General features: G+C 64.0%; 13 protein-coding genes. 8 read left to right on the top strand and 5 right to left on the bottom strand.

Annotated features, from left to right (window positions below; translation table 11 throughout):
- Positions 1-722: 722 nt before the first annotated feature.
- Positions 723-1166 carry a VOC family protein gene (locus QD280_RS10015; RefSeq protein ID WP_279839132.1) on the bottom strand — a complete coding sequence of 148 codons (444 nt, stop codon included), beginning with the start codon at positions 1164-1166 and terminating at the stop codon, positions 723-725.
- A gap of 166 nt (positions 1167-1332) precedes the next feature.
- Positions 1333-2388 (bottom strand): histidinol-phosphate transaminase, encoded by a 1056-nt coding sequence (gene hisC / locus QD280_RS10020; RefSeq protein ID WP_107336700.1) that lies wholly within the window; start codon positions 2386-2388, stop codon positions 1333-1335.
- A gap of 416 nt (positions 2389-2804) precedes the next feature.
- Between hisC and QD280_RS10025 the strand changes: the two genes are divergently transcribed.
- From QD280_RS10025 to radA, 3 genes are all read left to right on the top strand, one after another.
- Positions 2805-3944 (top strand): alkene reductase, encoded by a 1140-nt coding sequence (locus tag QD280_RS10025; RefSeq protein ID WP_279839133.1) that lies wholly within the window; start codon positions 2805-2807, stop codon positions 3942-3944.
- Between the two features lie 179 nt (positions 3945-4123).
- Positions 4124-4591 carry a copper resistance protein NlpE N-terminal domain-containing protein gene (locus QD280_RS10030; protein WP_279839134.1) on the top strand — a complete coding sequence of 156 codons (468 nt, stop codon included), beginning with the start codon at positions 4124-4126 and terminating at the stop codon, positions 4589-4591.
- Positions 4592-4732: 141 nt separating this feature from the next.
- Positions 4733-6145, top strand: a complete 1413-nt coding sequence (gene radA, locus QD280_RS10035) for a DNA repair protein RadA (RefSeq protein ID WP_043336740.1) — start codon at positions 4733-4735, stop codon at positions 6143-6145.
- Positions 6146-6318: 173 nt separating this feature from the next.
- Here radA and QD280_RS10040 read toward each other — a convergent pair whose 3' ends face one another.
- On the bottom strand, positions 6319-6963 hold the full coding sequence (locus QD280_RS10040) for a DUF1415 domain-containing protein (RefSeq protein ID WP_192838705.1): 645 nt from the start codon (positions 6961-6963) through the stop codon (positions 6319-6321).
- Positions 6964-7288: 325 nt separating this feature from the next.
- Between QD280_RS10040 and QD280_RS10045 the strand changes: the two genes are divergently transcribed.
- A complete protein-coding gene (locus QD280_RS10045; protein WP_279839135.1) occupies positions 7289-9160 on the top strand; it encodes a SulP family inorganic anion transporter in 1872 nt (623 codons plus the stop codon).
- A 118-nt stretch (positions 9161-9278) separates the two neighbouring features.
- Positions 9279-10385, top strand: coding sequence for a tRNA 2-selenouridine(34) synthase MnmH (gene mnmH, locus QD280_RS10050; protein WP_043336739.1), 1107 nt, complete (start codon positions 9279-9281; stop codon positions 10383-10385).
- A gap of 26 nt (positions 10386-10411) precedes the next feature.
- On the opposite strand, the gene QD280_RS10055 is transcribed toward mnmH, so the two are convergent.
- A complete protein-coding gene (locus QD280_RS10055) occupies positions 10412-11161 on the bottom strand; it encodes a type 1 glutamine amidotransferase (protein ID WP_279839136.1) in 750 nt (249 codons plus the stop codon).
- Between the two features lie 161 nt (positions 11162-11322).
- Here QD280_RS10055 and QD280_RS10060 point away from each other — a divergent pair, with 161 nt between their 5' ends.
- The 3 genes from QD280_RS10060 (at position 11323) to QD280_RS10070 (ending at position 13320) form a co-directional block, all read left to right on the top strand.
- Positions 11323-11616 carry an MGMT family protein gene (locus QD280_RS10060; protein ID WP_213115038.1) on the top strand — a complete coding sequence of 98 codons (294 nt, stop codon included), beginning with the start codon at positions 11323-11325 and terminating at the stop codon, positions 11614-11616.
- A gap of 181 nt (positions 11617-11797) precedes the next feature.
- Entirely contained in the window at positions 11798-12409 is a 612-nt protein-coding gene (locus QD280_RS10065; protein ID WP_043336733.1) for a DUF416 family protein, read from the top strand.
- Between the two features lie 62 nt (positions 12410-12471).
- Positions 12472-13320 (top strand): CHAD domain-containing protein, encoded by an 849-nt coding sequence (locus tag QD280_RS10070; RefSeq protein WP_279839137.1) that lies wholly within the window; start codon positions 12472-12474, stop codon positions 13318-13320.
- A gap of 108 nt (positions 13321-13428) precedes the next feature.
- Here QD280_RS10070 and hisF read toward each other — a convergent pair whose 3' ends face one another.
- Positions 13429-14202: an imidazole glycerol phosphate synthase subunit HisF gene (hisF, locus tag QD280_RS10075; RefSeq protein ID WP_043336726.1), complete on the bottom strand. Its 774-nt coding sequence runs from the start codon at positions 14200-14202 to the stop codon at positions 13429-13431.
- Between the last annotated feature and the right edge of the window lie 6 nt (positions 14203-14208).

Below are 14208 nucleotides of genomic sequence, written 5' to 3' on the forward strand. Positions count from 1 at the left end.
TCGGAAGTGAAACCGCTTAGCGCCGATGGTAGTGTGGAGTTTCTCCATGTGAGAGTAGGTCATCGTCAGGCACTTATACCGAACCGCCCCTGTAGCCTTGCTGCAGGGGCGGTTCTCTTTGTGCGCAGAAAAAATTGGCGCAATAGAAAATCCGTGTGCAGAAAGGCGTGCATGGAAAAGTGGTGCGAGAGGTAACCTTCCCATGCTGCACAAGAAGAAAGTCTTTGGCTCATCATCGTGCTGTGATGGTTCTGCCATTGATGGAAAATGATGTGCGCTTGTTATTTATCCCTGGTTTTGCCAAGAACCTCCCCTGCAGATTTTACTGTGGGGGTGTATTTTTATGCGGCTTAAAGTGCTTGGCATGGAGCTCTTAGCGGTGGGCCCATCATATTGATATTCATTTGGTAGTGCAGAGTTTCTTCATGTGAGAGTAGCGGATGGCCGCCCCGATCCTCGTCAGGCACTTATACCGAACCGCCCCTGTAGCCTTGCTGCAGGGGCGGTTCTCTTTGTGCGCAGGAAAAGTGGTGCAGAGAGTCCTGCATGCGAATCAGCTGTGGGCGAGAGAGAAGGGCGAGAGAAAAGCTTTGCCCAAGCAACGTGCAAATGGCACAAGAAGGCCCCTGTCGAGATATCGACAGGGGCCTTTTGTCTTCGGGGCCTTTTGTCTTCGGGGCCTTTTATCTTCAGGGCCAGTGCAATTTCAGTGCGCCATCACATCAGGGCGCGACTTCGTAGAGTTCGATGGGCGTGCCGTCGGGGTCTGCCAGGAAGGTGAAGCGGGCGCCGGTGTATTCATCGACACGTATCGGCTCTGGCGTGGCGCCACGCGCGATCAGCAGCTCGACACAGGTATCGATGTCTTCCGTCGCCAGCGCCAGGTGACGAAGGCCACAGGCTTCCGGATAGCTGGGGCGTTCAGGCGGCGAGGGGAAGGAGAACAGCTCCAGCTGGATCCCGCCCGGCAGGCGCAGATCGAGCTTGTAGCTGTCGCGGGCCTCACGATAGGCCTCGTTGATCACCTGCGCATCCATGACCTCGAGATAGAAGCGCCTGGCGCGAGGGTAATCAGCGGTGATCAGCGCCACGTGATGGACTCGCGTCAGAGGCAGGCGGGGTGTCGGGGTAGCGTCTGAAGCCTTGGCGAGACTGTCCGTTGTCATGTTGTGCTCCTGCAGAGTGTTCGGTGCGATGAACGGCACGACGAGCTGTGTGATGAGCTGTGTGGATGGGCCGTGCGGTGAACTCCTGAGTGACATCCTGATGAAATAAGGCGCCCGTGGGCGCCTTATTTGATTGGAGCGATCACTGGCCAGGCCGTGCGCTATCTCAGCGACACAGGGTTTCCAGGGCTTCGATCAGGCTGTCCATCTCGGCATCGGTACCGATGCTGATGCGCAGATAGTCACGCAGTGCGTCGGTGTTGAAGTGGCGCACCAGGATGCCCTGTTCGCGCAGGCCGATGAACAGCTTGCCGGCATCGTGGGTCGGGTGAGTCGCCAGCACGAAGTTGGTCTGCGAGGGCAGGATCTCGAAGCCCAGCGCGGCCATGCGATCGCGCGTCTGCTCGCGGGTGGTGATGACGCGTGTGCGGCACTCATCGAAATAGTCGGGATCACTGAGCGCGGCGACGCCGACCTGTTCGGCCAGGCGGTCGATGGGGTAGGAGTTGAAGGAGTCCTTCACGCGCTCCAGACCTTCGATCAGCTCACGCGAGGCCACGGCATAGCCAAGACGAATGCCCGCCAGGCTGCGTGACTTCGAGAAAGTGCCTGTCACGACCAGATTCGGATACTGATGAATCAGCGGGATGGCGCTTTCGCCACCGAAGTCCACGTAGGCTTCGTCGACCAGCACCACGCTCTGCGGATTGCGCTCCAGCAGCGCGGCAATCGCCTTGCGGCCATGGCCATGCCCTGTCGGGGCGTTGGGGTTGGCGAAGATGATGCCGCCATTGTCGTTGCCGAAGGCTTCCAGGTCGACTTCCCAGTTGTCGGTCAGTGCGATGCTGCGCGACTCGATGCCATACATGCGGCAGTAGACCGGATAGAAGCTGTAGCTGATGGACGGCAGCAGCAGCGGCTTGTCCTGGCGGAAGAATGCCTGGAAGGCCAGCGCCAGTACCTCATCGGAGCCATTGCCGACGAAGACTTCCTCGGCGGCCACATGGAAGGTATCGGCCAGGGCGGCGCGCAGCGAGCTGGAGCTCGGGTCCGGGTAGCGGCGCAGATCAGAGGCATTGAACTCGCGCAGCGTCTGCTCCACGGCGGGCGCCGGCGGGTAGGGGTTCTCGTTGGTGTTCAGCTTGATCAGCTGCTCACGCGGTTGTTCGCCGGGGACGTAGGGGGTCAGGTCGTGGACCTGTGGGCTCCAGTACTTGCTCATGATTTCTCGCCGCTGGTGACAGTGCATGACCCGTGTCATGGATGCTTTTCATGTTGCCCGCTGGATCGTCGCGGTACAAGCACCGGCATGCGCTCTGAGTGAGTCATGAGGGGCATTGGAGCGGTGATTGAAGGCTGTTGCGAAGGTCTGTTATGAAGGACTGTCGGGAGAGGGTGTTGTGAAGAACTGTCGGGAGAGGGTGTTGTGAAGGACTGTCGTGAGGGGGTGTTGAAAGAAGCCCAAGAGTGGCCGCACGGCGGGCCTCGCCCATTGTTGCCATGCCAGCATTATTCTCGTGCGATGTGCGTGCTTGAAGCAGCGCGTGGTGTGCCGCATGTCACAGGCATGCTTGCCCAGCTCGTGCGACCTTGCACGGTGAGGACGCTGGGTGAAGTCCTGCAATTCAAGGAGTCCCGATGACTGCCAACACCAATGCCCCGTACGCCGATACCCTGCTCGATCCGGTCAAGCTCGGTGATCTGACCCTGCCCAACCGCATCCTGATGGCACCGCTGACACGTGCTCGTACCCCCGACAGCGTGCCCGGTGAGCTGCAGCAGGCCTATTACGGTCAGCGTGCCGGTGCCGGCCTGATCATCAGCGAGGCGACCAACATCTCGCCCACCGCACGTGGCTACGTCTACACGCCGGGCATCTGGACCGATGAGCAGGAGGCGGGCTGGAAGGGCGTCGTTCAGGCGGTGCACGCCAAGGGCGGGCGCATGGCGCTGCAGCTGTGGCACGTCGGGCGTGTCTCGCATGAGATGGTGCAGCCGGACGGCCAGCAGCCGGTTGCGCCGAGCGCCCTGCGGGGTGAAGGCGCCCAGTGCTTCGTCGAGTTCGAGGACGGCACCAGCGGACGTCATCCCACCAGTACGCCGCGCGCCCTGGAGACGGACGAGATTCCCCAGCTGATCGAGGACTATCGCCAGGCCGCCGTGCGTGCCAAGCGTGCCGGCTTCGACATGATCGAGGTGCATGCCGCCAACGCCTACCTGCTCAACCAGTTCATGGCCACCAGCACCAATCAGCGCACTGACCAGTACGGTGGCTCGGTCGAGAACCGTGCGCGTCTGACGCTGGAAGTCGTCGATGCCGTCGCCGAAGTCTTCGGCCCTGAGCGTACCGGCATCCGCCTGACGCCCTTCATCGAGATATTTGGCCTGACCGATGACGAGCCGGAAGAGATGGCCTTCTACATGGCCGAGCAGCTCTCCAGACGTGGCATCGCCTATGTGCACGTCAACGAGCCGGACTGGGCCGGTGGTGACATCAAGTTCAGCGATGACTTCCGTCGTGCCCTGCGCGAGCGCGTCACTGGCGCGCTGATCTTCTGCGGCCATTACGACGGTGAGAGCGCGGCACGTATCATCGATGAGGGCATCGCGGATGCCGTCGCCATCGGGCGCCCGTATATCGCCAACCCGGACCTGGTCGAGCGCATTCGCCTCGGGGCTGAGCTCAACGAGCAGGACCCGGACACCTTCTACGGTGGTGGCGCCAAGGGTTACACCGACTATCCGTTTCTCGACAATGGCCATGATCGCCGCGGCTGAGGCCGACACGATTTAGCGAATGGTGTTCGATAAACGCCATCGGGGGTGGCCTCTCGGGGCGGATACCCGCTATTCTTGAGCGTGGAAGCTTGTGAGCGGTCTGCCTGCCAAAGCGGGTAGACCGCTCGCCGTCGATAGCGCTGATGCTGCTATCGAGTCATCGCCTTAAGGAGGATTCAATGCAGATCAGGACTCTGATGGTGGGAGCCGCGCTGATGGTCGGTCTCGCCGGGTGCGCATCAACGGCCCAGACCAATGACGGTGCCGCTGACAACAGCGCCACCGAGACAGCCAGCGAGCAGGTTGCCGTCTACAAGGGCACCCTGCCGTGTCGTCGTTGCACGGGCATTGACCTCGATGTACGCCTCAAGGGTGCCGAAGAGGCAGCCCAGGATGAGCGTACCTTCAGTCTCGATGCCACCTATCGTGATCATCCGCAGCAGCCGGACCCGGAGCATTATGAAGGCCAGTGGGACGTGCTGTCCGGCACCGTGACGAACCCGGACGCGACCGTCTATGAGCTGACGCCGGACGGCGAAGGCCAGACCTACTACTTCCTGCGTCTGGATGCCCAGACCCTGGAGCTGGTCGACCCGCAGAAGCGTCGCTTCCAGAACGGTGAGACACTGCGCCTCAAGCGCCAGTAAGCGTGCCGTGCGCCACAAGGCGATCGTGAGCACAAGGAAGGCGGCGCAAGCCGCCTTCCTTGTGTCTGGCCGTTGGAAATCCGCGGCTGACGACACTCCGCCGCGGCGCCGAGAATCATTTCTTCCCGACAGGATTGTCTGATGGCGAAAGCAAAGAGCGCCTTCGTATGTACCGAATGCGGTAGCGAATTCTCGAAGTGGCAGGGCCAGTGCAGCGGCTGCCGCGAGTGGAACACCCTGCAGGAAATCCGCGTCGGCGCCACGGTATTGCCCGGCGCCGCCCCCGCTGCGGGTGCCGTCGCCGGTGGTGCTGCGCGTAGCGCCAGCAATGGGCGGGGCGGCTACGCCGGCACGCTCAGCGACAACGTGACCGATCTTTCCAATGTCTCGCTGGCCGAGGTGCCGCGCTTCTCCTCGACCTTCGGCGAGTTCGACCGCGTGCTGGGCGGCGGGCTGGTGCCGGGTTCCGCCGTGCTGCTCGGTGGCCACCCGGGGGCCGGCAAGTCGACGCTGCTGCTGCAGACCGCCTGCAAGCTCGCCCAGCACAAGCGCTCACTCTATGTCACCGGTGAGGAGTCGCTGTCGCAGGTGGCGATGCGCGCCCATCGTCTGCAGCTGCCGACCCAGGGCCTCAAGATGCTGGCCGAGACCAGCGTCGAGACGATTCTGGCCACCGCCGAGCGCGAGAAGCCCGAGGTGTTGATCATCGACTCCATCCAGACCATGCATCTGGAGGATCTGTCATCCGCGCCGGGTGGTGTCTCGCAGGTGCGTGAGTCCGCCGCCGCGCTGACCCGCTTCGCCAAGCGAACCAATACCGTGCTGCTGCTGGTCGGCCACGTGACCAAGGACGGCTCGCTGGCCGGGCCCAAGGTGCTGGAGCACATGATCGACGCCTCCCTGCTGCTGGAGGGCGATGGCGATTCGCGTTTCCGCACGCTGCGTGGCCAGAAGAACCGCTTCGGCGCGGTCAACGAGCTGGGCGTGTTCGCCATGGTCGAGCTGGGTCTGAAGGAGGTGAAGAACCCCAGCGCGATCTTCCTATCGCGCAGCGAGGAGCAGTCCTCCGGCAGCCTGGTGATGGTGGTGTGGGAGGGCACGCGACCGATCCTGATCGAAGTGCAGGCCTTGCTGGATGACTCGCCGTTGGGCAATCCACGCCGTGTCGCCGTCGGCCTGGACGGCAATCGCCTGTCGATGTTGCTGGCAGTGCTCAACAAGCATGGCGGCCTGTTCACCGGCGATCAGGATGTCTTCCTGAACGTGGTCGGCGGGGTCAAGGTGCTCGAGACCAGCGCCGACCTCGCGGTGCTGTGTGCGGTGGTCTCCAGCCTGCAGAACCGTCCGCTGCCGCGTGAGCTGGTGGTGTTCGGCGAGGTGGGGCTGTCCGGCGAGATCCGTCCGGTGCCGAGTGGTCAGGAGCGCATCGTCGAGGCCGCCAAGCATGGCTTCACGCGCGCCATCGTGCCCAAGGGCAATGCCCCCAAGAATCCGCCCAAGGGCATGACCATCGTGGCGGTCGACAAGCTGTCCCAGGCACTGGAAGCCCTGTGAAATCTGCGCCTGGCGCGTGAGCCTGCCGCACGGGGACATCGTGGTGTGATGCTGCATACAACGAACAAGGCCAGCCTCGCGGCTGGCCTTGTTCGTATGGAGTTTTCTCCGAGCACGAAGCTCAGTCTGTCTTGTCAGTCCTGCTTGTCAGTCCTGCTTGTCAGTCCTGCTTGTCAGTCCTGCTTGTCAGCCTGACGGGCGGCGTGAGCACAGGCCTTGAGGCGTGAGACCAGACGCTCGACACCGCGCTCGCGCATGAGTTCTTCATTGCGCCCCGGCACCTCTTCGACATCGCCTGCGTAGGCATTGATGGCGGCTTCGACCGAGCTCTCGCGCAGCAGGTGCAGCATCGGGTAGGGCGAGCGGTTGGTGTAGTTGGCCGCGTCGTCTTCCTCGGTATCCTCGAACACGTATTCCGGGTGGAAGCTGGCCAGCTGATAGATGCCTTCGTAGCCCTGCATCTCCAGCAGCGCCTCGGCATAGTCGAGCAGCTCGAGGTAGGTATCGAAGTCGCGGAAGCCGTCCTTGAAGATCACCAGCGTCGTCTCGGCGTCGCGATTGGCGTCCAGGTTCAGCAGCTCATCGCCGAGTGCCTGCAGGCTGCGCTCGAGGCCTGCACCGGGCACCACGGCATACTGGATGCTGTTGCGTGCCATCTCGCGCGCGGCGAACGGGCACAGATTGTCGGCGATGATGTGCGTCTCGACCCACTGGCGCGTGGCGTCGATGGCCTCGGCTTCGCTGGCATCCAGCGGCGGGGTGTAGCCACCCGCCGTCTCGGGAGTCGTGGTATCGGTCGGCGTAGCGTCGGTGGTCATGGCGTCAGGGTCCGCAGCGGTGTCAGGAAAGGGTATTGTCACTGCTCGGGCGCGGCATGGCCAGCGCCGTGTCTTCTCGTCTCTCTTCGTTTCTCGTTATCGTGTCTCGTCGCCGTGTTTCTTGATCATGTCTCTTCAGCGTATGTCTTTATAGTGGGAGGACCGCAGGGTCACAGGTCGTTGTCGGGTATGTGGCGGCCCTGTTTCATTAGTGATTTCAGCGATAGACTTATCACCGCTGGTTTCAAGCCTGCCCCGAATACGCTCAGGGACATTGCGGCTACCGGCTGACGATTTCTTTCCTGCCTCGCCACGGAGATACTTCTTGTCCGCTGATACTCCGCCTCCTTCCTCGCCGCCCCCCGAACCTCCCGAATCTACCGAGACGGCAGAGGGGCCCGAGCACACCAGTGCCGCGGCCTATCGACTGTCGCGACTGTTGCCCTTTCTTGGCTGGATGCGTCAGCTGTCGCCCGGGGATGCGCGTTCTGATCTGATCGCGGGCCTGAGTGGCGCGGTGCTGGTGCTGCCCCAGGGGGTGGCCTATGCGTTGATCGCCGGCCTGCCACCGGCGCATGGGCTGTATGCCGCCATCGTGGTGGCGATCATCGCCGGCCTGTTCGGCAGTTCGCGGCATATGGTCAGTGGCCCGGCCGCGGCGATCTCGATGGTGGTGTTCGGCACCGTCTCGACCCTGGCCGCGCCGGGCAGTCCCGAATACCTGCCGCTGGTGCTGGCGTTGACCTGCATGGTCGGCATCATCCAGCTGTCGTTGGGGCTGATGCGCATGGGGGCGCTGGTCAATCTCATCTCGCATACGGTGGTGATCGGCTTCACCGCCGGCGCCGGGGTCTTGATCGCCACCAGTCAGCTCAAGCACCTGTTCGGCATTGCGCTTGGCGATGCCTCGAGCTTTCTCGGCACCTGGTGGGCGCTGCTCGGGCATCTGGGCGATACCTCGTGGGCTACGCTGATCACGGGGCTCAGCACCTTGCTCTCGGCCGTGCTGGTTCGGCGGCTGAATCGCAAGCTGCCGTGGATGCTGGTGGCGATGGCCGTCGGCTGTGGTGTCGCGGCATTGCTTGGCGGCAGTGCGGCAGGCATCCCGATGGTCGGCGCCCTGTCCGGCAGTCTGCCGCCGTTTTCCCTGCCGCCGCTGGGCTTTGATACCCTGCGCTCGTTGGGCGGGGCGGCCTTCGCGCTGGCGGTGCTCGGCCTGATCGAGGCAGTCTCCATCGCGCGCGCCATCGGCGTACGCTCGCATCAGCGTATCGACGGCAACCAGGAGTTCATCGGTCAGGGATTGTCGAATCTGGCAGGCAGTTTCTTCTCGTGCTTTGCCGGTTCCGGCTCCTTCACGCGCTCCGGCGCCAACTATGATGCCGGCGCCCGCACCCCGCTGTCGGTGGTGGTGGCGGCGCTGATCGTGCTGGCGGTGCTGCTGCTGGTGCCTGACGTGACCGCCTGGCTGCCGTTGCCGGCTATGGCGGGCCTGATCATGGTGATCGCCGCCAACCTGATCGAAGTCGGTCATATCCGTCAGATTCTGGCCGTCAGCCGCGAAGAGGCGGTGGTGCTGGTGATCACCTTCCTCGCTACCCTGCTGTTGCCGCTGGAGTTCGCCATCTTCGCCGGGGTACTGGTCTCGCTGGTGCTGTATCTGAACCGCACCTCACGGCCACGGTTGGTCGAGATGGCGCCAGACCCGGAGCACCCGGAGCTTGGCGTGCGCAATGCCGAGCGTTATCAGCTGGCCCAGTGCCGGGGAGTGGTGATTCTGCGCGTGGATGGTTCGCTGTTCTTCGGGGCGGTCGACCACGTCCAGCGCAAGCTGGCGCGCTATACCGGCAAGCACGTCATTCTGCTGGGCACCGGCTGCAACTTCATCGATATCGCGGGCGCCGAGATGCTCGAGATCGAGCAACGTCGCCTGCGCGATGCCGGCGGCAGTCTCAGCATGTGCGGCTTTCGCATGTACGCGCTGGAAGTGATGGAGCGCGGTGGCTTCCTCGAGCGCATGGGGCGTGAGAACTACTTCCATACCGCCGAGGCGGCGATTGCCTCGCTGCGCGACTCGGTCGCCGAAGCGCATCGCGCCCACGGAGAACAGCCCGCTGCCTGCCCCGATTGTCAGCTGTTCGGTCCGGCCGGGATCGGGCCGGGGCAGGGGGTGCGCCTGACGCCACCGTTGGCGTGAAAGCACAAGGCTGGGGGCGGCTGCACGCTTGCGATAGAATATGGCCCCTTGATGGTGCGGCCAGTCAGCCAGTCGCCGCCCATTGCCTCAATCCTGTTCTGTCTGCCGAGAGATGCCCATGAGTTTGCCCACCGTGGCGGCCAGCTGCGACCTGATTCGCGACGGCCGTCCGTTGATCGATGTGCGCGCGCCGGTCGAATTCGCCGCTGGTGCCTTGCCGGGTGCCGTCAATCTGCCGCTGATGGATGATGAGGAGCGTCATCGCGTCGGGGTGCAGTACAAGCAGGTCGGCCCGGAATCGGCGGTACATCTTGGCCATCAACTGGTCAGCGGCGGGATCAAGCGCGCACGTATCCGCGCCTGGGTCGAGCACGTCGAGCGGCACCCTGACGCGATTCTCTACTGCTTCCGCGGCGGCATGCGTTCCCAGCTCAGTCAGCAGTGGCTGCAGGAAGCGGGGATCGAGCGTCCGCGCATCGAGGGCGGCTGGAAGGCCATGCGTCAGCAGCTCTGTCAGCATATCGATGAGCGTGCCGAGCAGGCCCCGATGCTGTTGATCGGCGGGCTGACCGGCTGCGCCAAGACCGAGCTGATCCATGCGCTGGACAATGGCATCGACCTGGAAGGCTGTGCGCGCCACAAGGGTTCGGCCTTCGGCCGTCACCCCTTCCCGGCGCCGAGCCAGATCGACTTCGAGCACCGCATCGCCGCCGAGATGCTCACGCTTGAGGATGAAGCGCCGACCATCATGGAAGACGAGTCGCGCTTCATCGGCAGCGTCAACATTCCGCTCGCCACTTGGCGCGCGATGGAGCAGGCACCGTTGATCCGCGTCGAGATGCCGCTGGATTGGCGAGTCGTGCAGATTCAGAAGGACTATATCGAGGGGCTGTGGTCCACCTACAGTCGTCACTATGGTGACTTCCTCGGCTGGACCCTGATGCAGCGCCAGCTGCGTCAGGCGCTGCTGCGTCTGCGCAAGCGCCTGGGCAGTGCGCGCCTTGCTCGTCTGGTGCGCATGCAGGACATCGCCTTCCAGGAGCACAAGCGCGGCAATCCCATTGCCCATGAAGGCTGGCTGGCGCCGCTGCTCAGCGAGTATTACGACCCGATGTATCGCTATCAGCTCGAGAAGCACGAGCGCACCTTCCTGCACGTCGGCGACTGGGACAACAGCCTTGCCTTCGCGCGTGAGTGGAGCGCCAATCACCGCTGGCAGCGCTGATATCCCTCACGAGCGCCGGTCAGCGCTCACGCATTCAGCCAGTCCACCAGCAGGCGGTCCAGCAGGGCCGCCTGACGATCAAAGCGCTTCGGGTCTTCCAGCAACGCCTCGCGTGACTGCACGCCATTGCCCTCTAGGGGCGCGGGATGGTGGGCCAGGCGGTCCTGCGTGGCCGCCGCATCCATGTGCGGATGGAAGTTGAGCGCCACCACGCGACCCTCATCCCAGCTGAAGCCGGCCACTGGCGTATGCTCGCTGCTGGCCAGCAGCTCGCAGTCTTCCGGCAGGCCGCAGATCTCCTCATGCCACATCAAGGCCTCGAACTCGGCGGGTAGCCCCAGCGGGCACTCGTTGCTGCGCGTCAGCATGGCCCAGCGACGCTGCGGCACCACGGCGGGCGAGACGATCGCCCCCATCTGCTCGGCGATCAGTCGCGCCCCCAGGCCAATCCCCAGCAGCGGGCGATTGCTGTTCAGTGTGCGCCGAATCAACTTGCGCTGCAGGCGCAGCGACTGCTGTTCGGCGGGCGAGGCGGGCTGTGCGGCGCTCGACAGGCGTTGCGGACCATCCAGCACCACCAGCGCATGAAAGTCATCGATGCCCGGCAAGGCTTCGCCTGCCAGCGGGAAGCTGGTGTTGAAGCTGTGCCCCATGCCGGAAAGCCAGTCCTTGAGGCGTAGCGGACTCTGCCAGTCATGCGCTAGCGTTGCGGTATCGGCGGCTGAATCTGGTTCAGGGTCAGGGAGTTGCCCCTGATGTATGAAGTAAAGATGCATGGCTTCATCATGCGTGAGCGCCATGTCAGCGTAAAGGCCCCAGTACTTGCTTCTCAGTACTTGCTTCTCAGTGCCTGCATCTCATTACTTGCATAGTCAGTATCTACATCTCAGTACCTGCACCGGGCGAACCAGCCGCGACACGACAAGGAGAGAACCGCATGCGGGCCGAACTGCTCGAACAGATCTATACCGTGGTGGCGCAGATCCCCGAAGGCCGCATCACCACCTACGGGCGTATCGCCAAGATGACCGATGGCGCCAGCGCGCGCATGGTCGGCTCGGCGATGCGTCACCTGCCGGATGGCCATCAATTGCCGTGGCATCGCGTGATCAACGCCTCGCTCAAGGTCACCGAGCACGGCGGGGCAGTGCGCCAGCGGGAAAAGCTGCGCAGCGAAGGCATCCTGTTCGATGCTGCTGGCCGCGTGCCGACGGAGTGCCTGTGGCCCTGAGGTAGGCGGCAGCACGGCAGCGCTCGAGCGGGAGCGTGTTCATCCGGCCACGCGCGGGCGCTACCCTTTCGCCTATCCTATCGCATACCCTATAGCGACCTCCGGTGACATCGCGGCTGGCGGAGCCAAGACGCCAGCGCGAACGCCGCATATTGAATAGTGAAGTGAGAATAGAGCCGTCATGACTCAGCCTGTATCCGGTTTCCGTGCGCGCCTTGATGCGCTGGCCCCCGTGCGCCGTACTGCCTTCATGGCGGCGCTGACCGAGCGACTCCTGCCCAATGCCGGCTTCTACGCCGAAGCCAATGGCACGGCCAGCGCGCTGGACACCACGCGTGAGCTGCGCAAGCTGCTGGACCTCGTCTGGGAGCAGCTGCGCGTGCGCGATGCCAAGATCGATTTCTCGCTGCAGGCCGAGAAGGTCACCGCCTTCGAGCCCGCCGAGGACGACGACAGCTTCGGCGCGCGCCGCGCCCTGGAAGCCGTGATGGCGCTGACCGCCTGCATCGATGTGCTGATCAGCGAAGAGCCGGAAGCCGCGCTCAAGATCAGCCGTCTGTCCGCCGATGGCGTGCGCGCGCTGATCGACCTGCAGGCCGGTGAGGGCATCGAGCAGGAAGCGCTGGAAGCCATGATTCGCGAACATCCCTTGATGATCGATGAGCGTGACTTCCAGGACGCCGTGCTCGAGAGCGTCGAGGCCCCGCAGCTGTCACGCGATGACTGGCGCGCGCTCAAGCAGTTGGGCCGCAATGAAGATGTCAGCAATCTCGGGCTATCCTTGCAGGACTGAGCGGCCCGATTCGGGCCATCCTGGTGCCAGTGAAGACTGGCCAGCCGTTGTTGGAGAGACAGATGAGCGACACCCGTCAGCAGGATTCTTCTCCGATGAACGCAGCGCTGAATGGCGTGATTCAGGCGCGTCTGGACGCCATGCGTGAGCGCCTCGCGCAGCCGACGCTGAGCGCGGCGGATGTACATGCGCTGCGCGTCGACTGCAAGCAGCTGCGCGGCTGGTGGCAACTGCGGCGTGAGTCACTGGGCAAGTCGGCGGTGAGTGAGCATCAGGCGCGTCCGCGCGCCGTCGCCAAGGCATTGGCCGGGCCGCGCGAGGCGCACATGCTGCGCAAGACGCATGGTCGCGCCTACGCCTGGGTGGATGAGCGCAGTCAGCGCCTGCTGGATGCGCTGCGTCCGGGGCTGACCAGTGCTGCGCTGAGCGAGCCTGAGGGCGAACTGGATCACGCGCCGCTCGAGACGCTGTTGAGCGAAGAGCGGGCGGCCTGGCAGGCGGCACCGCTGACGGTGGAGGAGCTCAACATCGGGCTGGAATTCAGTCGTCATCGCATCAGCAAGCTTGCGGCGCAGGTGGCCAGCAAGCGTGAGATCGAGACATCTCACCGGCTGCGCAAGTGGGTCAAGTACCGCATGTTCCAGCTGGCACTGGCGCACGAGGCGCTGGGCGAGGCAGCCGCGCGGGAGCTCGAGTCACCGAGTCACGGACGGCATCGCGAGCCGGAACTGCTCGACAAGGCGGCCGCGCGGCTGGGCAATCAACATGACCTGGCGGAGCTGGCGCTGTGGGTCGGGGAGCGCGTGATGCTGCCCGCCGCCGAGAAGCACCTGGTCGTGGACATCATGACGCTTGCCGACCAGCGACTCGCGCAGGCGCTCAAGCCACTGAAGAAGCTGGGCTACGTCTGAGCGCTGTTCTCGCCTGAACCGAAGTTGCGTCTCTGCAGACACGAACGCCGCCATTCCCTGAGGAAATGGCGGCGTTCGCGCTTCTGCCTGAACTACCTGCGGCTGCGCTTACAGGCGCATCTCGATACCGCGTGCGGCCATATGCGCCTTGGCCTGGGGGATCGTGTACTCGGCGAAGTGGAAGATGCTGGCGGCCAGCACCGCATCCGCACCGCCTTCGAGCACGCCATCCACCAGGTGGTCGAGGGTGCCGACACCGCCGGAGGCGATCACCGGCACGCTGACGGCGTCGGAGATGGCGCGTGTGACGCCGAGATCGAAACCGGCCTTGGTGCCATCGCGGTCCATGCTGGTCAGCAGCAGTTCACCGGCGCCCAGTTCGACCATCTTCTTCGCCCACTCGACGGCGTCGAGTCCGGTCGGCTTGCGGCCACCGTGGGTAAAGATCTCCCAGCGCGGTGTCTCGCCGTCCTGGCTGACGCGCTTGGCGTCGATGGCGACCACGATGCACTGGCTGCCGAAGCGTTCCGCGGCTTCACGCACGAAGTCCGGGTTGAACACGGCCGCGGTGTTGATCGAGACCTTGTCCGCGCCGGCATTCAGCATGGTGCGAATGTCTTCACAGGTGCGGATGCCGCCCCCCACCGTCAGCGGGATGAACACCTCACCGGCGATGCGCGACACCATGTCGACCGTGGTGCCACGGTTGTCGACGCTGGCGGTGATGTCGAGGAAGGTGATCTCGTCGGCGCCTTGCTCGTTGTAGCGCTTGGCGACCTCGACCGGGTCACCGGCATCGCGGATACCGACGAAGTTGACGCCTTTCACGACACGACCGGCGTCGACGTCCAGACACGGGATGATGCGTTTGGCGAGTGCCATGATCGC

The sequence above is a fragment of the Cobetia sp. 1AS1 genome, from assembly GCF_029846435.1.
Lineage (GTDB): Bacteria > Pseudomonadota > Gammaproteobacteria > Pseudomonadales > Halomonadaceae > Cobetia > Cobetia amphilecti.

Bases quoted from the DNA above. Each gene is read 5' to 3' on its own strand.
- QD280_RS10015 (WP_279839132.1), bottom strand. From the start codon at position 1,166: ATGACAACGGACAGTCTCGCCAAGGCTTCAGACGCTACCCCGACACCC.
- hisC (WP_107336700.1), bottom strand. From the start codon at position 2,388: ATGAGCAAGTACTGGAGCCCACAGGTCCACGACCTGACCCCCTACGTC.
- QD280_RS10025 (WP_279839133.1), top strand. From the start codon at position 2,805: ATGACTGCCAACACCAATGCCCCGTACGCCGATACCCTGCTCGATCCG.
- QD280_RS10030 (WP_279839134.1), top strand. From the start codon at position 4,124: ATGCAGATCAGGACTCTGATGGTGGGAGCCGCGCTGATGGTCGGTCTC.
- radA (WP_043336740.1), top strand. From the start codon at position 4,733: ATGGCGAAAGCAAAGAGCGCCTTCGTATGTACCGAATGCGGTAGCGAA.
- QD280_RS10040 (WP_192838705.1), bottom strand. From the start codon at position 6,963: ATGACCACCGACGCTACGCCGACCGATACCACGACTCCCGAGACGGCG.
- mnmH (WP_043336739.1), top strand. From the start codon at position 9,279: ATGAGTTTGCCCACCGTGGCGGCCAGCTGCGACCTGATTCGCGACGGC.
- QD280_RS10055 (WP_279839136.1), bottom strand. From the start codon at position 11,161: ATGCATCTTTACTTCATACATCAGGGGCAACTCCCTGACCCTGAACCA.
- QD280_RS10060 (WP_213115038.1), top strand. From the start codon at position 11,323: ATGCGGGCCGAACTGCTCGAACAGATCTATACCGTGGTGGCGCAGATC.
- QD280_RS10065 (WP_043336733.1), top strand. From the start codon at position 11,798: ATGACTCAGCCTGTATCCGGTTTCCGTGCGCGCCTTGATGCGCTGGCC.
- QD280_RS10070 (WP_279839137.1), top strand. From the start codon at position 12,472: ATGAGCGACACCCGTCAGCAGGATTCTTCTCCGATGAACGCAGCGCTG.
- hisF (WP_043336726.1), bottom strand. From the start codon at position 14,202: ATGGCACTCGCCAAACGCATCATCCCGTGTCTGGACGTCGACGCCGGT.